The organism is Wolbachia endosymbiont of Spodoptera picta (genome assembly GCF_018141665.1).
GTDB lineage: Bacteria > Pseudomonadota > Alphaproteobacteria > Rickettsiales > Anaplasmataceae > Wolbachia.
In genome coordinates this window covers 205,972-226,702 of sequence record NZ_CP067976.1, presented here as the reverse complement: position 1 = coordinate 226,702, position 20,731 = coordinate 205,972, and the positions used below count along the sequence as shown (strand labels likewise).

11 protein-coding genes and 6 pseudogenes are annotated in these 20,731 nt (G+C 33.1%); 11 read left to right on the top strand and 6 right to left on the bottom strand.

The window, feature by feature from the left end; genetic code table 11:
- Nucleotides 1-215: 215 nt before the first annotated feature.
- From JKF54_RS00970 to JKF54_RS00940, 7 genes and pseudogenes are all read left to right on the top strand, one after another.
- Nucleotides 216-734, top strand: a pseudogene (locus JKF54_RS00970) (baseplate J/gp47 family protein); the annotation flags it as partial.
- A 271-nt stretch (nt 735-1,005) separates the two neighbouring features.
- Nucleotides 1,006-2,031, top strand: coding sequence for a phage tail protein (locus tag JKF54_RS00965; protein ID WP_246433205.1), 1,026 nt, complete (start codon nt 1,006-1,008; stop codon nt 2,029-2,031).
- Between the two features lie 83 nt (nt 2,032-2,114).
- A complete protein-coding gene (locus JKF54_RS00960; RefSeq protein ID WP_211908255.1) occupies nt 2,115-2,480 on the top strand; it encodes an OTU domain-containing protein in 366 nt (121 codons plus the stop codon).
- Nucleotides 2,428-6,909, top strand: coding sequence for an ankyrin repeat domain-containing protein (locus JKF54_RS00955; RefSeq protein WP_211908254.1), 4,482 nt, complete (start codon nt 2,428-2,430; stop codon nt 6,907-6,909). Before JKF54_RS00960 ends, JKF54_RS00955 begins: the two co-directional genes overlap by 53 nt.
- Before the next feature lie 532 nt (nt 6,910-7,441).
- Entirely contained in the window at nt 7,442-8,395 is a 954-nt protein-coding gene (locus tag JKF54_RS00950) for an IS110 family RNA-guided transposase (RefSeq protein ID WP_211908252.1), read from the top strand.
- A gap of 188 nt (nt 8,396-8,583) precedes the next feature.
- Nucleotides 8,584-8,718 (top strand): annotated as a pseudogene (locus JKF54_RS00945) (phage baseplate assembly protein V); the annotation flags it as partial.
- Nucleotides 8,719-8,963, top strand: a pseudogene (locus JKF54_RS00940) (PAAR domain-containing protein). It abuts the pseudogene before it with no gap.
- 748 nt (nt 8,964-9,711) lie between these two features.
- Here the strand turns inward: JKF54_RS00940 and JKF54_RS06700 are convergent.
- The 4 genes and pseudogenes from JKF54_RS06700 to JKF54_RS00925 form a co-directional block, all read right to left on the bottom strand.
- Nucleotides 9,712-10,491 (bottom strand): hypothetical protein, encoded by a 780-nt coding sequence (locus JKF54_RS06700; RefSeq protein WP_305847077.1) that lies wholly within the window; start codon nt 10,489-10,491, stop codon nt 9,712-9,714.
- Nucleotides 10,492-10,503: 12 nt separating this feature from the next.
- Entirely contained in the window at nt 10,504-13,035 is a 2,532-nt protein-coding gene (locus tag JKF54_RS00935) for a hypothetical protein (protein ID WP_305847076.1), read from the bottom strand.
- Between the two features lie 179 nt (nt 13,036-13,214).
- Nucleotides 13,215-13,685, bottom strand: a pseudogene (locus JKF54_RS00930) (transposase); the annotation flags it as partial.
- Between the two features lie 33 nt (nt 13,686-13,718).
- Entirely contained in the window at nt 13,719-14,177 is a 459-nt protein-coding gene (locus JKF54_RS00925) for a transposase (RefSeq protein WP_246433177.1), read from the bottom strand.
- Nucleotides 14,178-14,215: 38 nt separating this feature from the next.
- Between JKF54_RS00925 and JKF54_RS00920 the strand changes: the two genes are divergently transcribed.
- Nucleotides 14,216-15,670, top strand: a complete 1,455-nt coding sequence (locus tag JKF54_RS00920) for an SET domain-containing protein-lysine N-methyltransferase (protein WP_211908694.1) — start codon at nt 14,216-14,218, stop codon at nt 15,668-15,670.
- A 535-nt stretch (nt 15,671-16,205) separates the two neighbouring features.
- A pseudogene (locus tag JKF54_RS06845) lies at nt 16,206-17,157 on the top strand (IS5 family transposase).
- Between the two features lie 12 nt (nt 17,158-17,169).
- Here JKF54_RS06845 and JKF54_RS00905 read toward each other — a convergent pair.
- Nucleotides 17,170-17,658, bottom strand: a complete 489-nt coding sequence (locus tag JKF54_RS00905; protein ID WP_305847075.1) for a hypothetical protein — start codon at nt 17,656-17,658, stop codon at nt 17,170-17,172.
- 245 nt (nt 17,659-17,903) lie between these two features.
- Complete coding sequence (locus JKF54_RS00900; RefSeq protein ID WP_211908250.1) at nt 17,904-18,809, bottom strand: Rpn family recombination-promoting nuclease/putative transposase; 906 nt, start codon at nt 18,807-18,809, stop codon at nt 17,904-17,906.
- Between the two features lie 120 nt (nt 18,810-18,929).
- Between JKF54_RS00900 and wmk the strand changes: the two are divergent.
- Together wmk and JKF54_RS00890 are read left to right on the top strand one after the other, a co-directional pair.
- Nucleotides 18,930-19,824, top strand: a pseudogene (wmk, locus tag JKF54_RS00895) (WO male-killing family protein Wmk).
- A gap of 169 nt (nt 19,825-19,993) precedes the next feature.
- Nucleotides 19,994-20,650 carry a JAB domain-containing protein gene (locus tag JKF54_RS00890; protein WP_211908248.1) on the top strand — a complete coding sequence of 219 codons (657 nt, stop codon included), beginning with the start codon at nt 19,994-19,996 and terminating at the stop codon, nt 20,648-20,650.
- Nucleotides 20,651-20,731 lie beyond the last annotated feature (81 nt).

The following is a 20,731-nucleotide window of genomic DNA, read 5'->3' as shown; positions in this document are numbered from 1 at the left end:
TTCGTATTGTGAATTTTTATAGAATAGATTTAGGTGTAAAATATTATGATACCATTAAAGTAGATGGATAAAGCACAGTCTTTTTGAGAGGATAAATTTAATGAAAAGACCATACTAATTAGTGTTATAAGGAATTTGATCATTTACTCTTTCCAAAAATCACAAGAAAGTACCTACCTTCGTGAGAACAATTTAAATAAAAGCGGCGTTGTGTAAAAAAGAGGGTAAAAGCAAAAATAGCAGGTTGGTCAACAGGAGGAAGTAAGGAATATTATAAATATCATGCACTGTCAGCAGATAGTAGAGTAAAAGATGCACTAGTGGAATCACCTATACCAGGGAAAGTACAAATTTCAATCTTATCAACACAATTATCCACAACTGGCATAGCTTCAGAAGAGCTACTAGAAATTGTAAAAAAGCAGGTTACTAGAGATGATATAAGGGTTTTAACAGATACAGTAACAGTAATTGGTTGCAATATTACGGAAATAGATATTCACAGCAGAATGAGCATAAGTCCTGTAATATCAGAGGAAGAAATCAAGAAGCAGTTTATTAAGAAGTTTGAATTAGCAAAAAGATTAGGGTGGAGTGTAATAAGATCGTGGATAATAGCGAATCTATTTGTAGATGGTGTAGAAAACGTAGAATTAATCGAGCCAAAAGAGGATGTTGTAGTATTGGGGAATGAGTGTGCAGTGCTTGGCCATGTCAAGTTAGATAGGATTTAAAACGTATTTTTTTGTTTTGTGGAATCGTACCAGTGAGGGGATTGCGTGCAATAAGTGGTTTACTGGATCCAATGTTAGGGAGAGGAAAGTATTGATTTTCTTCCAGAAGTTGTAATTTGTTTTTTAAAGTATGGATAATATGGTCAAATATTAAGGAAAGTGTTTTCGATATTAAGAACATCTTTATTTTTGATCAGTTCTGCAATGATCTCTTGCTTACTCATAAGCTACCTAAATAAAGGAAATTAAAGCAACTTGAAAGAAAAGACAAATGAAAAGTTTATTACCGCCAAACGCAACAAAGCAAGAAAAAGCGCTGGTTAATGCAATAGATTATAAGGTTGATCCGAGCTGTATCAGAGGATTTAAGTTTAGTCTTAAAGAAGAAACATTGCCGTGGTTAGTTGAAGAATATGGATTGGGGGAAATTCTACGTTGGATAAGGGATAAAAGAAAAGCCGTAGTAGAAGGAGTAAAATTTCAAAGACTGAGAGGAACTCCAGCATCACTAAAAATAGCACTAAAATGGGCAAATATAGAAGATATTAAAATTATCGAAGAACCACCTGGTAAACATTTTTTTGAGTTGCAAGTAGGGATAAAAGAGGTACCAAATGACTTCTTCGTAGATGCAGTAGTAGAGCTGGCAAAACTATTACTGCCTGTAAGATCCAGATTGATGAGGATTTTTAACGATTATTATAATGCGCAGAGATTTATATTGGATGAGAGTTTATTTGGAGATCTTCTTTCTGATTATTCAGGGGTAAAAATAGAAAAAGATGGACCAGTGTTATCATTTGGAAGAGTAAATTTTTTCAGGTCTAGTGGTCCAGTTATTAGGATTATAGAAAACTATCTACGCGATCATTATGAACGAGCTTTAAGCAATGATATATATCGCCTAGATGTAGCAATCCTTGGAGAAACCGAGCCTCACACAAAGAATTATAACGGTATTTATGAAAGAAATCATTTGTGGTACAACTTAAAAGCACTATATCCATTACCACAGAGTTTATTACCATCGATTAAATTTGCAAAAGCGCAGATAGTATTATCAGACAGTTGGGATTTAGGAGACATAAATACGTGCTTTCCAGTTAGTAGCGTAGAAGAAAGAGGAAATAAATTTGTATTGGGAAGCGATAAACTTTCATGGCAATATTGGAATTTAAAACACAAGCCAATTTTAGAAAGGTTTAGCGTTACTCACCACTACAAAGTAGAAAACTATACAGATCAGAAGATTACAATTGGTTTAGCTTTAAAAATACAAACTATAATAAAATGCTAAAACATGCAAAAAATTCTTGCCTTGTTAGATCTTTATTATTCATAATAAAGTTACATTTTACGCAATAAATATGTGGGAGTATTGTGTTAAAGACATTGAATTCTGTAAATTATTTTAAACAAGCAGTTAATCGATCTGAGTTAATAAGAGAGCAAAAAAAAGATACACTACCATCTAGTAGTCAACAAATACCTATTGGTTTAGATTTGCCAGAAGGTTTTACAATAGGGGAAGCTATTGGTAAGGGAGATTGTTTCTTTCACGCAGTTGCACAGGGGCTTGAACAGCTTAAACCTAATAGGGGCTTTACTGTAAAATCTTTAAGACGTATTTGTAGGCTGTTTGCAGAGAGTCAACTTAATATTGACTCGTCATGGCTTAAAGAAGCTTTAAAAAATGACTGTAGAATCATTTCTTATTGTTCCACGCATTGGGTTTACCGCAAATGATATTGAGAAAGGATCTGAAGTAATAGATAGATTAAAATTAAATGTGCCTGTGTGGGGTCTACCAGAGATTGAGGGAAGAATAATTTGTATAGTATATAATGTAAGATTGCATTTTGTTGAAATAACCCTTAATGGGGATAAAGAAGTTGTAATAACGCATCACCTTATTGATAAGGAAGGTTACCAAAAGGATATATTAAATAGCGAGATTCTTAGTAAGAAAATTTACTATACAAAAGATACTATACATATAGTAAATCAAGGAGGTCTTCATTTTCAACCAATCTTAAGAGGGACAGTACAGCAAACGTCACTTTACTATTATAAAACCATGGCTAGTGAAAAAAAATTGGACAGTGAGTCTGTTTATTTTCGACAAAATTTCGAAGCAGAAATGAAAGATGTCACAGACAATCAAATGGACTGTGAAGACTATAAAGAATCTAGCCCTGGTGTAGAGGTGTTGCCTGATGAGTCAATAATGGAAGCAACAGTTGATTATGAAGACAGATTATCTGATGAAGAACTTCAGCATGAACGAAGTCAAGATAGTCCTAGAGTAACAAGAGCTTCATCTATAAGCAGCAGTAGTACATGGTATAGTGCATTGATTGATTGTAGGTTAACGGTAGAGGATATAGGTCTTACAGATGATGAAATAGTGAAAAGAGCAACTTTTTTTGTTAAGACTTTTGTTAAAGAATTCGAAAAAAAACTATTTCAATACTCTGAAGAAGTAAAATCAGGTTCAAAAATAAAAAAAACAGGTAAAATATTAGGTCTGGTTGATTCAACTATAAAGAGTGCTATTCCACCAGGTATGCGAGTAATTCCTGATAAAGCAATTGAAATGATAGGTTATCTTTCTGCAGAAGAGCATAAGAAAGGAGCAAAAAGTGTTTCTTCAACAGTTATGCCTTTAGAAGGTAGCACAAGAGAGATTTTAGTAGATGCTAGTTTGGAAATTTTTCAAAAATTTGAGGGGCAGTTTACTGGGATTATGGATGTTAGTAGCCTTTCTTGGGAGAGAGGGATTGAGAAATTAGCAATAGATGCTGTATCCAGAGTAATAAATTATATTTCAGCTAATAAAGAAGAACTTTCCGTTGATCTTATAACAAAAGGTGTTGTTTTAGGTGAATCAAAAGCGAGAACATTTGCTAAGCAAGTTTTAAAAAAACCAGCGAAACTTTTTAAGTCAGAAGCATTTCAGTCTGGATATAAAGTGAAAGATAAGCAAAGTGGTAAAATTTGGATAACCCCAGAATTATATACAGGAGTAGGAATAAAAAAAGTAAATTATGATACTACTGAATATTATCAGCTGAGGAAACATGATAATGCTGAAAAATATGGATATAGACTTCCTTTTACATGGGAATTAGAAAAGTGGTGGGAGGTAGACAAAAAGTATAGGCTTGTTAACTTACCTAAAGAAGAAAAGTATGTGCATATTTTAAATGAGAAAAAAAAGAAAGAATTGGCTGGTAATATATTAAAAGAGATTAATGGAAACGATTCAACGAAAAGAAAAGATATAGAAGAACTGTATGAAAAGATCAAGAATTTCCAAACAAAAAAAGAGGAAAGTGTACGTCCGTTTCTCTTTAATTTGGACCATTTACCACAATTCTTTGTAGAAAGAGGAAATATGTTAAAGATGTTAAACGAGAAGTTAGACATTAAAAAACAAGAAGAAATGCCACGAATGATCTTAATTCATGGAGGCTATGGAGTAGGAAAAAGTGAACTAGCTAAAAGCTATGCGCATAGTATAAAGAGTAAAGGTAACGTTATATGGATAAATGCCAAATCATGTAGCACCCTTTCAAATTCATTTTATAGTCTAGCTAAAAAATTAGGAATTTCTACAGGAGGTTATAAAGGTATACAAAAAATCAATTCTGATATGGAAGGTAAAGAGCAAGTAGATTACAATGATGTTCAAAAGAAAAGAATTGAATCTATTGTTGATAATGTATATGAGAAACTTCAGGATGTAGAAAGTTATTTTATTTTTGACAACGCCAGTCAATATGAGGAGATTAAAAAATTTTTACCGCCTTATGGTTTCATTTTTGGTGGAAAACAGCCTTACATCTTAATTACTTCTCGCAATAAGGATTGGAAAGAAGAGATAGAAAAGATAAATTTGGATAAAGGATTTTCTTCAGCAGAAGCCTTAATGTTTATTGAAAAAGCCTTAGGAATAGAGGATAACTCACACTTACAGATTTACGAGATGGTAAAGTTAGTAAAAGGGTTGAGTTACTTTCCATTAGCTTTAAAAGAAGCAACAAAATACATTAGAGAAGAAGGTATTAGTATTAGTCAATACCTAGAACGCTATAGTAAAGTAATGCAAGAATCAAATCTTGATTGTTTGGAGGAACAAGATATCTCCCCAGAATTATTTACGACTTTGAAGGTCAACTTTGACAAAATAAAAGAAGAAAAAGATATTGGACAACAATCGCATGATATTTTAGCCTCTATGGCTTACTTGAGTCCTGATCAAATTGATACAACAGAAATTTTTCTTCATAAGAAATCAGAAAACGATCAGCAAAAGGTTTTGGATGCACTTAATCTACTTGATAAGTTCTCAGTGATTGATTTAGAGGAATCAATAGCAAGAGTTCATATGGGAGTACAAAAAACAATAAGATTAGAGAAAGAACAAGCAGGAACAGAAGAAGAAATTTTAAGAGAGATTATGACATCATTTTGTCTTACAAATGCAAATCACGCTATATCTGTTTGGAGTCATGCAAGTAAATATGACAGGTTAGTTAATGAATTTATTGATTCTCTTTATGATGGAAGTACTATCTTACATTTACTAGCCAAAGATGGTAATGAGAAAGTTATTAAACGTATATTAAAGAAAGTAGATTCAAATAAATTAAGTAAAATTGTTAATGCTGTTGATAAAATGAAATTTACTTCTTTAGACTGTGCTGCCATGCATGGTCACTTAAAGATAGTTAAATGCTTTATAGAGAAAGGAAGTGATTTGGATGGAGATAATCGCGACCTTACCTCTTTACACTGGGCTGCTGTATGTGGTCAACTAGAAGTAGTTAAGCATTTTATTGACAATAAATATTGGGAGGTTGATAAGTTGAGTGGAGAGGGTGGTACTCCTTTACACTATGCTGTTATCAGTGGTAATATAGATATTATTAAATATCTTATAGAAAAATGGGCCAATGTAAATCTACAAGATGAAAGTTCAGGGCCCTTGCATTTTGCTATTGAAGAGAATCGTTTAGATATTGTTGAATACCTTGTAGAGGAAGGAGCTGATGTAAATCTACATGATAAAAATGATATGAGTCCTTTACACTATGCTGTTATCAGTGGTAATATAGATATTGTTAAATGTCTTGTAGAAAAAAGTGCCAATGTAAATTCACATGACAGAAATGGTATAACTCCTTTGTACTTTGCTACTCAAAATAGTCGTTTAGATATTGTTATCTACCTTGTAGAGAAAGGTGCCAATGTAAATCTACAGGATAAAGATTATATGAGTCCTTTTTGCCATGCTGCTGAAAGTGTTAGATTAAATATTGCTAAATACCTTATAGAGAAAAAGATGTTTATTATAAGTGTAAATCCATATCATAAAAATGATATGAGTTCTGAATGCTATGCTACAGTGTGTAATCACTTAGATAATATTAAGCGCCTTATAACGCAAAGAACTATGGTAGATCCACGGAACAAAGGTAGTATGAGTCTTTTGCACTTTGCTGCCGTACGTGGTTATTTAAATGTTATTGACTATCTTGTAGGAGAGGAAGCTAATGTAAATGCACAGGACAAAGATGGTATGAGTCCTTTGCACTTTGCTGTCATATATGGTCACTCAGGTATTATTGACTATCTTGTAGGAAAGGGGGCTAATGTAAATCTACAGAATAAAAAAGGTGTGAGTCCTTTGCACCTTGCTGTCATATATGCTCACTTGGGTAGTGTTAAGTACCTTATAGGAAAAGGGGCTGATATAAATCTACAGGACGAAGGTGGTATGAGTCCTTTATTTTATGCTCTTACCATTACTATTAAACGCCTAGATATTGCTCGCGACCTTATTGAGTATTCTTCTCTTTTAACGCAACGAATTAATGTGAAATCTAAACTCAGGGATTGTTTGCATAAAAGACAACAGAGGAGATCTGCACATTTAAACGAGTCTAAAAAAAGAAAATTAGAAAATATTAGTGTAACATTTGAAGAAAATGCATCAAATATACAATTGCTTCAAGGTAGTCAGAATCTACCATCAGACATATCAATGCAATTTGAAGGTCTTGCTGATAGAACGGAAAGCATTGTTAATATAAATAGTGAGATTCCCGCATATTCATTTAATAGTGTTGCTGTAGAATCTGTGAATAACAAGAACTTAAAAGGAAGCTAATTTTACAGTAAGCTATTTAATTTCATTAGGGGAATTTCAAAAAAACAGAGAAATAAAGTAATAAATTGATATAAATTCGCGTAGAACAAGTGGTAGACCAACACATTCCAAGAAAAACTCTTCTCTCACTAGATGATTTTGGGTACTGAAAGTAGTGATATCATTTAGTACATTGCAGTAAAAAAAATAGAAGTGTTTTTGCAAGCACTGGCTTTAGTTTTAAAAATACAAACTAAAATAAAATGCTAAAAAAGTTCTTGTTCTGCTGATTTTATTGACCATAATGTAGCAATATTCAATATAACCAATTGTAAGTTAAAAACATGATATAAATGAAGTAAGAGGGAAGATAACTCTACTCACTATAGGAATAGAGTTATCACGGGCGTGTGCGACCGAAAACCAATTGGTATTACAACCGTTTGTATCAAGGTACACTAGCCCTATCTCTCGATACGTTTGAATAGTTGTTTGGGAAATATATATACGCCCGTTTACAATCTTAAATTAACTAAAACTATCGAGATTTATTATGGTTACATCTTATCAAAATTTTATTGGCATTGACATCGGAAAATTTAAAAATGTTGCTGCAGTTTACAACCAAAATAACATTATCAAGTTCGACAATAATGCTGATGGTTGGCAACTGTTGTTTAAAAAGTTTTCAGATATTCTACCTAATTCTTTGGTAACTTTAGAAAATACAGGCAAATATGAGCTTGGTTTATCACATTTTCTTGTTGGCAAGAATATTGCAGTACATCAAGCAAATACTCGAAAAGTAAAAAGTTTTATCTTGTCTCACGGAACTTTAGCAAAGTCTGATAAATCAGATGCGATGGCTCTTGCTCAATACGGATGTGAACGCCATAAAACTCTCTCTCTATTTGTACCTACTTCAAAAGAACAATCAACTCTAGCTGCACTGTGTCAACGTCGTGATGACATTACGCAAATGAGAACTCAGGAAAAGTGTAGACTGGAAGCTCCTGAAAATGACCATATAAAGGAAAGTTGCCAGAAGACCATTGAATTTTTCAATAATCAAATAAACGAACTCAATGACACTATACAAAAAATTATTGATGAAAGCCATGAGCTACAACAACGTCAAAAAATCCTTAAAACAGTTCCTGGAATAGGCAAAAAGTTATCACAAGATTTTTTGTGTTTAATGCCAGAGCTTGGCTACTTAAGTAGAAAAGAAGTAGCAAGTCTTGCCGGAGTAGCACCTCATCCTAAGGAAAGTGGTAAAGCTGTTGGTTACCGAAGGATTATGGGCGGTAGAAGTAATGTTCGTTCAAAGCTCTTCATATCAGCCATAGCTGTTACAAAGTCAAAATCTGTACTTGGTGCCTTTTATTCTAAGCTTGTTGAAAGTGGTAAGAAGAAGATGGTGGCTATAACAGCTCTTATGCGTAAAATTATAGTAATTGCTAATGCAAGACTTAAAGCAGCAATTGCTTCACACAGTAGCAACTGACAATGAATATTGTGAATAAGTACGTCCACACAAACTTAAAGTACTTATTCACATATTCATTGGCTTAAGCAGGCAATAGCTGTTTGACATAAAATTCTATTCCTATGACGAATGGATTTTTATTACCTACATGATTGGATCAAGTTGCAAAATTACACAATAAAAAATTTTTTAAAAAACATAGTTGATTGTTATATGATAAGGAAAAACATCATTTAGAGATTGAAGTATTAGACAAAATAACACTGAAAGCTGGGGAATCGAGCATAGAGATGACGAAGAGCGAAATAAAACTGAAAGCAGATAGAATAAACCTTAATTAAATGAATAAATCAGTTGTGCGGTTAGGGGATTATTGTATAGAAACAACACCGCATTTTTGCATTAGTGGGAGTAACAATGTTTTTGTAGATGGTAAGCCAGTTTGCCGAAAAAGAGATAATTTTACAGAAGGTAGAGTATTAACTGAAGGATCAAAAACAGTATTTGCAAATGGTCTTAAGTTGGGGATTCAGTATCTTGTGGTTTCAAGGTAATAAGTGGAAGTAATAATGTTTTTTTAGGATAAAAATAAACCATCTGTTATACTTACCAAAAGTAAGGTTATGAACATGGATATAACTACTAGTCTATTAGGAGACATTAGTAATTTAATAGATAGAGCAAAGAATCATCTTTCTGTTCAATTCAACTCTACTCTAGTATTGTTAAACTATTACATATTATTACAAGCAAACAATAAACTAACGAAGCTCCCATAACAACAGAGCAGTCAATAATATGTGCTATGACACGTCTAGCTATTCCTGCATAATTTACTTTAGTATCGATCTATACTCCTTACATGTTCACCTAGTATGTAATATTAGCAATTAAATAATAGTAAAATTGGTTCTTTTATGTAGAAAACATTAGTTCCTTAGCATCACAACAAATTGAATTATTTACTCCTTCAAAAAAGGTCGTATATTTTTGAGAACAAGTTGCATAAAAATAGGATTGTAAAAATAGAAGCTTGCAACCTTTGCAACGAAGTTAGGCAAACTAGCTCATATATAAATGTGGTGAAAGTAGGCTAATATAGCTGATTTCAGCGTATATTAAAATTATTATATTAAAAAGTTTGTACAGATCACATAGTAGACCAATTCATTCCAAAACAAACTCTTCTCACACTGCTGATTTTGAGCGCCGGAAATGGTTATATTATTTAAATTTATTAACACTATATACTGTAAAGTTAACGGCTGCTCATTTAAGATTTTCCTTCAAATAACTTGATATGTAAGTTTTTTTTACACTCCCTTCACAACCGGTTACCTCTGCCTGCCACTTTTACCTTTGCTAAGATCAGAGATATTACTAGCTTTAGGATCTTCTAAGGTAGATTGTGGGTTACCAAAATTGCCTATATCACTAACACTAAGTGACATAGGTGGTCCTTTCCCTCCTTGTGGTTGCTGGTGCCATACCCCATGCGTTGGATATTGGCGCTCTAAAAAACTTAATAGTAATTGACAAATTTCATTTAGCCTTTGACATGATATAACAACCCTTCTATTGAGTAAATGCTCCTCCTCAGGAAATTGGTGAATATTATCAATGTTTTGAAATTCTCTTGAGATTGCTCTTCTCCGCTCTTGAAAGTATTGTCCATTTCTAAGATTGTCTGGATCAACTATATTATCCAGGCCTGGAACATTTAACGTAAGAAGATCACGCATTTCATCTAACACACCTCTACCTTGTTCTCCAAGATCACCATTTCGTTGTAAAGCTTGACTAATATCTCTGGCGTTTTCTAATGCCCAGATACCGCAATTATGGCCATCTCTCTGCTGTACTAACGCATTGTCTTGCTGGTCAGCAAGAACATTATGGACTGGAACAGGAGCACCATTTACTATAAGATTGTTTAGCTTATCCGGAACGTTACCACCAGTTGAACTAGCATAATACCCATAATACTTCCTATTTTGAAAGGCAATAGTTAATGTAGCCCAATGGCTGCCATCTATATTAACAATCAAATTTGATATCAATATTTCATTGTTTTGCATTTCTTTATTGCTAATATGATTTTGCAACTTTTGCAAATGATCATTTACTCACCCTATAGGTAGTGTGGCAAAGAGCACATTATTATGCAAAACAGGCTGTAAGTTATATAGTGTTGTCCTTGCAGCAGAACGTATATCCCTTTCTTGAAGCCAATAATGATAGTAACGATTATCTGTTGCAAAGTCTAGTGTGAGTATATCATGCACATTTTCTATCGAATTAAGACCCATTATATTATCTTGAATATGCAGATTTACTAGGGGTAAAATATCATCTTCTAGCCTTACAATTCTTTCTGTCCTTCCACCGGGTCCTGAAGCACGACTGGAGTCAAGTTTATTTCTATGTGAAAATATAAGGTCCTCTGCTCCCTGTGCACCTCTATTAAATACAGCATAAGATAAAATCATACTTTCACAAGTAGAAAGTAACCTACATCTTTTCACTTCATTCGTAAATTTACGTATCTTCTGTTTTGCATTACTTCTCTGTTGTGCTACTACCCTTTGATCATTAGCAAATCCTAATATCAATCCAATTGAGTGAACATCTGAATCATTCTCTGTAGGTTGACTTGATACTAGGAGATCTAATCTATGCTCTGCAACTCTTGTATTTACTCGCTCCACTATTTTTCTTACCATTCTTATATCGGAAATATATATTTGACTTATCTTGCACCTAGAAACTACTTTACAAATATCGTCACAATTATAAAACACACCATACAATATAGACCGAAACTTGTCCTCGCTATCTACATCTATTATTGCATTACCATTCATATTTTCTGGCATTAATACTGCAGAAATGTTTCTAAGTAATTCTTGATACTGAGCTTTATCTCGCCAGCCATCATTTAAAACTTGATCTAAGGCATTATACACATTTCCAGCATTAGGGACTTTCACAAGATTACCACCAATAAAATTATTTGCATTATTATTTTGGTAATTGTGATATAAACCAAGGTTACCTGTATGAATATTAAAGTAAAGTTGATTATTAAATGTGTATGAAACTTCCCATACATGAACATTATTCCCATTCATATTAAGATCTTGTAAATTGATTGCTCCTTGTTGTCGTGCATCGTGAGCTCTAATATGAAGTATAACTATATCAGAACCTTCAGCATGAAAGACCATAGTTAAACATCTTAAACCCTCATCACCATGTCTAAATGTATACTTTGTTACAGGTGCTTCCCCTCCCCCTTCGAGTTGTAAATGGTGCCTATCAAAAGCACTACTTCCAGAAGCGAACCCAATTATGCAATCAAATATTCTATTATAATTCTCTGCATTTCTTGGTATTTCAGCAGGAAGATGTTCAAGTAAGAAATCTCTAACATTTTCTCTAATGCCTTCATTCTCTACACACTCAAATAATCTTTGTACTAAAGGAAATTTATCCTGTTGAAGTTCTACTGTATCAACACTAAAAGGATCTAGATTTACATTAAAATTCAATCCAACACAAACAGTATGCTTTGATGTAGGTATAAATGAAGAATTGTATAACCTTTCAGCGTAGCCTATGGCACGGTTTAATGCAACATCTGACGGTACCTTACATCTAGTAATATTAAAAATAAAAATATTTTTTCTCTCTGCTTGATGATGTACAAGAAAAGCAACGTGTGAATTTCCAGTAGACAATTCAAGGTCGATATCTATTTTGTAGCGATGACTAAAATTTACTAAAAAACTTAATAAAAACCCGTGACTCTCAAATTTTTGATTGCGATTTTTAATATTATTTTTTAGCGCTTGTTTGTAATTACCATAGATGTGAGTGATGTATGGCAAAACTTCCTCGCGCATTCTACGTTCTACATTTTGTTTTTGGTTGTTTGCTAGTATTCCCATAAAGTTGTCAGTCCCTTGTTGACTTTGTACTACCTGTGCAAAATTGACTGATCTATCAAGTTGTCTGAGCTGATTTTGATTAAGTTGTATTCCTTCTATTTCCTTAACTGTCAACACACTGCGTGGCGCAAGCACATTAATCTCCCTAAGCCTATTACGTTCTATATGCCTCAGAAGGCTAACCTCAGACGCTGAATATTTAGCAAATCTATCTCTTTCACTAATCACCCCGAATACTTTTGCAATTGCCTTTCCCTGACTCTTGCCCTTTCCATGCATGTATACTTTGTATTGCTCAAAAATTAAGTCTTTTTCCCTTAAATTTGGATTTTGCTGTCTAATCTCTTGCACTAGAGCATTTCTCTCCCTTGTACTGAACCTTAACCCATCACTATTAGGACGATCAGAAATACTGTAACATCTGACAACTTGCTGTCCGTCACGATAAACAGCGACTTTTAGGTTCCCTGTATTTCTATTTCTACCACCTGTATCAATACCATGATTATCAAAACGAAAATACACTCTCTCATTTGCTTTTAAGATATTAGCATCATGTGCAGTAGCAAACATACTAAAAAAGAATACAGGAAGGAAACGACCTGAACCCACATGATGCGAGAAAGATGAACAACGATCTAAAAAAGATTCAAATTCTTGTCTAAAAGCTTCAAGATTTCCATCAACTAAACTTCTAATTAAAGACACAAAACACCTCCCTATTTGCTACAACGAGAAAAATCACTTACACCAATGGGTGAACTACTTAATTAACACTCAGCGTAAAGGCCCTTTTCCTCTTACGAGAACCAGAAGAAATCACACCAGGAAATTCAAGCTCGGGCTCATTACCGGGAGTATTAAATAAACTGTGTCAAACCGCATTTTTAGCTCAACTCAATTTTCAATCTGTTGGGAAAGAAAATGTCGAGCTGAGATATAGTCAATGCCCAATCATGTACAGGCATAGTCCATTTCTCCTCCGCTTTCTTTATAGCACAATATACCTGTTTATACAAGGCATTTATGCTAGTAAATGAGCCCTTGGTTTTGGTGAATTTCCTAATTTGCCTATGTAGCCCCTCTATGGGATTAGTAGTATAGATTATCCTCCTAACTGGGTCGGAATACTTAAAATAACCAGATAGGTTTTCCCAATTATTCTGCCAAGATTTTATAACCATAGGGTACTTTGTGCCCCATTTTTCATCTAGTTCCAACAGATAATTCTCGGCAATTTCCTTACTTGAAGCTTGATACACCTTCTTTAAATCACTCAAAAAACTCTTTGCATCTTTACTAGCTACATACTTCAGTGAGTTACGTATCTGATGCACTATACACATCTGCACTTCTGCATAGCACTGATAGGCATGTAAATCACAGTGAATTTACGCAGCTAATTTAAATTTAGCCATACCTATATCAGTAAATTTGTTCAATAAGTAGCACTTAATTAACAGCTCTTTTTCACGATTTACCTCTGATTTATTTTTCAAGCTAAACCCAAATATTTGCTTCAACCTATAGAAAAAGACTTCAATATAAGACCGTGCTCCATACTTAACTTTTTTCTTCCATTCATTAATACCATCTTCATAATTCTCATATGACCTAATTCTACTAATATACTTGTTTCTTTCTGATAAGTAGTCAGCTAAACAAATTTTAGTATCCTTCCTAGGGCAAATAATAGGCACAATATTGTATTTTCTGCATTCTTTATACACACTTTTTATATCATAAGCCGCATCTGCTCGAATAGAACAAATGTTATATTTATCACTGACTTCTTCTAACATATCGCAGACCGGCAAATAGTCTACAGCAACACCACTAGTGTAGTTCATGCTTATTGCTTTCTTATCATTAATTAGACGCAACGTGTATTTTTAACTGGACACGTTTCTTAAATCATTCAAGCTTTTCTTGTAACTGTTATTTTGCAGAAAGCAATGATGGTAGGGCTATTCAAGTGCTAAAAAATATTAAAGAAGGTGAGCAGCTGCTCATTGACTACGGTGGTTCTTACGTATTTGACATCAATATCGTTTATTTACATCCAACTGATAATGATCTTTCATATGAGGAAAAAGTGGCTGCTAATAAGGGATATGAACTATTGAAGATAACGAAAGACACAGTTCCATTAAGCAGTATGAAGAAAATTTTCGACTTCGATGATTGTGATGAGATTTATTTAACCAAATTGCATAAACAAGTGCTTTTCCCAAAACTTCAAACTGAATTCAATAAAGGCGAAGTAAACGAAGAAGAGGTTGATTTGCCATGTTATTTTTTAAAAAATAAGAAATATTCTTCCATTCAACAACAAGTTACACCTTTAATGTTTGCTTGCTATAAAGGACTTATAAAGGAGGTGAAGTACTTATTGAAACACAATGCTGATCCTTTACGCAATACGCTACATGGAGGGCATAACTCGCTGATTTTTACAATTTTAGGCACTGCAGAGAATAATACAAAAAAAGAAATTTTTAAACTTTTAACAGAAAAAGTGTTCTCTTCTAGACCTCGATGTTATAAATATCTAATTGAGGAAGAAACAGACTCTCAAGGTCTGAGCATATTTGATTACATTTGTAAGAGCGATCTCTTAACCATTATTACTGATCCTCAAGATAAAAATTCTGCAAACAAAATTTTACTTAATCTTCAAACAAAAATTTTAAATGGCAATTTTCCAAATAAGTTTTCGAAAAATGTTGTAAAGCAAATAGATCTTAAGAAGCTCAGTTTTGAGTTGCCTTGTGTTAATTTCTACGATAAAAATTTCAATAGTAAAAATAAACGTATAAAAAAAGAAGAAAATAATCGAAAAGCAACTTTAACCGCAAGTGAAATAAAAAGAGAATATTATAAATATGTTAAGGCTGAGGTTGATGTAATTCAAGCTGAGGAGATTGAAGGCTTGCTGAAGAAATGTGAATATAAACTTAATCATAATGAAATAATTGAGATGTATAAGCAAGTCTTTGCTCACTGTGCATGTTACTTAGATGCTGTGGACAGCTTAAAATATAAAAACAAAGTCGATAATTTATTAAATTTTTTTCAGAACAAGATTTCCTGGAAAGAGAAGCTATTGATATTCAGTTACGCTCTTCAGAATCTTAGTTATTGGCATGGACGTGACTATGATGGGAAGCCATGGAATTCCATTCAAGCCTTCAAATACCTAAAAGATAAGCTTGATACAGATGAATATTGTGCTATACGAGATAAGATGTCTGTTAAAAAGAAGGAAGAGTTTGATAGTATGATGGGTCATTTTACCGATGTTAATATTGATCCTGCTATCATAAAAAAACTTTACAAATAGTTAATAGTGTGTACTAATGGCAGTATGTGTTTTTTGAGATCTGTATCATGAAAGCGTGTATAGTAAGTTCTATAAAGTCCAATCTTGAAAATGGTAAATATTCAGATGCTTGTTCAGATTTTTACAGCGAAGGGTATGACAACGAAGTGGACTTTTTATGTTATATTTTAAGAGAAAAAAGACTTGATTGCTTTTTAGAACCCTTGTTACTCTTTTACAAGCGAGATCTTCCAAGAATTCTCAAAGTAGCAGATAAAAAAATGGTGAACATTTTGTGTGCGTTGCATACAGAGAAAGAAAGTTGCATAGGGTTCTCGAGGCGATCAAGCTTGAGGTGGGGTCCTGTTACCTAAGGAGAGAAAGTTGCCTTTCCCCCCTCGGCTTCAAAACCGGACTTAACAGTTTCCCGTTATCCTTCATGGCTTTGTTGCATAGCTAGTGTTGGTTGAGGTTATTGTAAGAAGAAAAGCTTTTTAATATATGGCTACTAACGCATTTTGTTGTAAAATAGGCATTTTTCAAACAAGTACAACTTATGCCACAAAAAATGAGAGTAAGTAACCAAAGAGAATATAACGAGTTTCTCAAAAAAAGAGGAAATGTTTTTCATTTTGTTAATCAAGCCATAGAAAATTGGTATGAAAATAGTCCAAAAGTTGCAGGTGGCAATAACACTTATAGTGATAAAGTTGTAATTTTAATACACATATCTTTTTAGAATTGGCTTGAGACAAGCTGTAGGTTTTGTAAAAGGTTATATGGTACAAATAGGCAAAAAACTTAAGATTATCAGCTATACACAAGCTTCCAGAAGATTTAAAAAGCTTAATTTGAAGATTGATGACCATAGAAGCAATAAAGACGATCTGGAAAATGTTGAAATTGCCGTAGATAGCACTAGAGTTAGTATCTACAATAATAACGGTGGGCATAGTAAGCTTAATATTTGAAAAAGAAAATACAGTGGTTATGGTCAAGTAAGAAAATTACATGTTGTTTTAAACATAAATGATAAGAAAGCAATAAGCATGAACTACACTAGTGGTGTTGCTGTAGACTATTTGCCGGTCTGCGATATGTTAGAAGAAGTCAGTGATAAATATAACATTTGTTCTATTCGAGCAGATGCGGCTTATGATATAAAAAGTGTGTATAAAGAATGCAGAAAATACAATATTGTGCCTATTATTTGCCCTAGGAAGGATACTAAAATTTGTTTAGCTGACTACTTATCAGAAAGAAACAAGTATATTAGTAGAATTAGGTCATATGAGAATTATGAAGATGGTATTAATGAATGGAAGAAAAAAGTTAAGTATGGAGCACGGTCTTATATTGAAGTCTTTTTCTATAGGTTGAAGCAAATATTTGGGTTTAGCTTGAAAAATAAATCAGAGGTAAATCGTGAAAAAGAGCTGTTAATTAAGTGCTACTTATTGAACAAATTTACTGATATAGGTATGGCTAAATTTAAATTAGCTGCGTAAATTCACTGTGATTTACATGCCTATCAGTGCTATGCAACAAAGCCATACTGGATCTCGCCTCTTCATAGATAATAGCAGAATGTTTCTTACATATTGATCACTTATCGGATTACCTTGACTATCTATCTCTTCTGGAGTAAATTGACCCTTAGAGAATGCAAGCTGTTTATTGAAAAAATCACCTATCTTATCCATTATACAATACCTAGATGCCATATCATACCTTGGCAGTGGGTTATCTATTCCACCTATTTTCTCTTCAGTCAATTTCTGACCTAAAAAAACATTATTTAACCTTGTATCCGACCAACAATTTTCATCTTGGAATATATTGTACAAAAACTGCAGCTTATCATCCTTAAAGAATTGCACATACTCCATATAGTTTTCTACCCATCTCTTGATAGCTAATTTCTTTTCAGCAACATTTGGATCTGTACGTTGAATAGAATCTTGCAATTTTTCAAGTACTCTAGCATGACGATCTGTCCATCTTGGCATTCTACCTCCTATATAAAAATATTTACTGCATTATGCAAAAGTTAGAATCAAATATCAACAATAAAATTATCAAGGATAAAAAAATTTTATGAAAAACATTTTCTATATTTAGGCATTCTATGTTTGACTGATACGTAGAATTAGTGAGAGAATCAAATAGGCCAGTAGCAAGAATAGTGGAAGAGTTAGATATAGGCTTTAATATATTAGACTAATGAATAAGGGCTCTAAAGGAGTTACAATACTTAGGCTTTTTCCTTAAGTTTTGAAATTTCAACTTTAGGAAGACCGGTAGATTCAGCTATTAAGTCAACAGATACACCTGCTTTAAGTAGGTTTTTTGCAACTTCAATTTCTCTTTCTTTTCTGCCTTTTTCCTGGCCGATTTGGATGCCTCTTTCTTCTCCAACCCTAAGACCTTCATCAAATTTTTGAGCTAAAGCAGCTATTTCATCCATTATACGTTTTTTCATTTGTTCATATGCTAGTAATTCTTCTTCTGACCAGTTAAACTTATTCATCTCTTCATAAGCTCGTTTTATTATTACATCACTACCAACTATCTTATCTAGATCCTCTTCCCTTGTTTCTCCTGCATATCGAAAAAAATAACACCATTTCTCTACTATATTTTCTAGTTGATCTTCCTTTGTTTTTGTAAATTTTGGTAATTCTATGAATACGAAGTAAAAATCCTTTAAGTCATGTTCAAAGCTATTTTGATCTAAAATGACATGATTAGATTTGTACTCAGCTTTGTCTGGAAAAATAATACAATCAGCAACAGCAATAAAGATAATTTCCTTGAGGTTATGATAGTCATCACCTTGATCAGCTTGACTTGAATAGGCTTTAGCAGCATAATATTGAGCACGCTTTTCGAAGCCCTTGGTCTTAGTGAACTGCATCTCTATAATGTATCTTGAACCTTGAGAGTCCTTACAAAGAACATCGACAATACTTTGCTTTTTAGCGGCAATTTCGGGATCTAAAATAGTAGCTAAGAATTCAACATCGTGAATAGCAGCTAAGCCAGTGAAGCCTAAAATATCGTTCAAGAAATGAATGAGGATATCTTTATTCTTCTCGGTGCCAAATATTCTTTTAAAGGCATAATCATTGCGTGCATCAAGAAACTTCGAAAGAGCCATAGGAAATCCACTTAAAAAGCATTAATAATTATACATAATTGTGAAGAAATATTCAACTAAAATGCAAACATAGAAGTTTTTGTATATCTTTGTTTGGTAGTATTAACATGTATAATATTTATGGCAAACATCTCAATAAGGTATCAGATAGCACAAAAAGTAAGGAACTGGAGGTTAAAGCGAGGATATACTCAAAAAGATTTAGCGAAGAAAGTCAGTGTAACGTATCAAGTAGTACTACAATATGAAAAAGGAACACGAAAAATTTCGATTGAAAAGTTGTATGCTATAGCAGAGATATTGTCGATTGGTATTGTAGACCTAATTCCTGTATCAAATGAAAAAATCTGTCTTGAAGATGAGGGAGAAGAAATATTAAATCTAGTAAGAGAATATAAAAAGATTAATGATCAGGAATTACGTAAGATGTTTTGTTTGCTAACCAAATTTGTCCAAGTCAGTGAAAGAAGTAGTAGGAAAGCAGAGAAAGTAAAAATTGCAAAGGGTCTGGTTAAAGCAGGAGTTTCTGTTGATACTGTTTCAAAAACAATTGGTCTATCTGCTGATGAATGTGTTGAAGAAAAAACGGGTTCTATCTACTACCAAATAGGCAAAAAGATAAAGGAATGGAAGAGAGTATACTCAAAAGGATTTGGCTGAGAAAATGGATACAACACGTGATAAAATAAGCAACTATGAGCAAGGACGTGTGGCCATTCCACTGGAAAAATTATATGCAATAGCAGAAACATTATCAATTAGCATTACAGATCTGCTCATAGAGGAAGATGAGATAGTAGAAAGTGAGCTACCTGATTTAATAAAAGAATACAAAAAAATTGAGAGTCAAGAATTACGCTATGCGCTAATAAAATCTCTGTTTGAAAGCATACAAATTTGCGAGGAAAAAGTGAAAAGAGCAGAAAAGATAAAGGATTTAGTGAAAGGAGGAATTTCTATCAATATTATTTTAAAAACAATAGGCCTCTCTTTAGGCGAAATTCAACAGATTTAAAATAAAAAATCAGTATATATTAATATCTTTACTCTTAGATGAAAAAATAAGTAAAAAAGATTGAGAAATTGATTTGACTTCACTCGAAAGCTATGGCTTTATGCCAATGCTGATAAAAAACAGCAGTAAATATCTAAAAAAAGTTTGTTGTTAGTGAAGGGTAAATTATATGAATAAAAGTAAAGAAGAAATCGAATTCAGAATATTAGAAAGCAAAGGCAAAGCACTACTTGATCGTGAAATAATGGAAACATTTTTAAGTGCAGTACATGAAAGGCCACAAGCTCAAGAAATTGCTAAAAATCTGGTGAATACTTATGCAGGAGTAGGAAGGATTTTAGGTCGAGAAATGGATGACCTGAAAGTCATAGAAGGAGTAACTGATTCTGCAGTAGCAATGATTATGTGCGTTAAGGAAACACTAGAAAGGGTACTGAGAGAAAAGCTCAAAAGTGAGCCAATAATGGACTTACAAGGGCTAGTAGAGTACTTAAACGTAAGTATAGGCCACTCAGAAAGGGAATGTGTAAAAATACTGTACTTGAATAAAAGGCGTCAACTAATTGGAGAAGAATCCTATATTGGTGAAATGGAAAAAGCACCAGTATACATAAAGGAAATTACAAGAAAAGCATTAATAAAGAATGCAACATTAGTAATAATGTCACACAACCACCCTGGGGGAAGTTTAGAACCTTCAGAAGAAGATCAAGAAGTAACAAAGAGCTTAGCAGCAGCATGTAGTACTGTAAGCGTTAGATTATTTGATCATATTATCATTACAAGTGGGGGTTATTTTAGCTTTAGAGAAAACGGATTGTTATAGCAGAAAGTATTTACAAATCTACTCATATTAATTTATAATGAGTAATATAATGTATAATAACAAAGTTTATTGTACACTTAA

Excerpts from the sequence above, each read along its gene's own strand:
- JKF54_RS00890 (WP_211908248.1), top strand. The coding sequence starts at position 19,994 with ATGAATAAAAGTAAAGAAGAAATCGAATTCAGAATATTAGAAAGCAAA.
- JKF54_RS00925 (WP_246433177.1), bottom strand. The coding sequence starts at position 14,177 with ATGAACTACACTAGTGGTGTTGCTGTAGACTATTTGCCGGTCTGCGAT.
- JKF54_RS00965 (WP_246433205.1), top strand. The coding sequence starts at position 1,006 with ATGAAAAGTTTATTACCGCCAAACGCAACAAAGCAAGAAAAAGCGCTG.
- JKF54_RS00905 (WP_305847075.1), bottom strand. The coding sequence starts at position 17,658 with ATGCCAAGATGGACAGATCGTCATGCTAGAGTACTTGAAAAATTGCAA.
- JKF54_RS00900 (WP_211908250.1), bottom strand. The coding sequence starts at position 18,809 with ATGGCTCTTTCGAAGTTTCTTGATGCACGCAATGATTATGCCTTTAAA.
- JKF54_RS00955 (WP_211908254.1), top strand. The coding sequence starts at position 2,428 with ATGACTGTAGAATCATTTCTTATTGTTCCACGCATTGGGTTTACCGCA.
- JKF54_RS00950 (WP_211908252.1), top strand. The coding sequence starts at position 7,442 with ATGGTTACATCTTATCAAAATTTTATTGGCATTGACATCGGAAAATTT.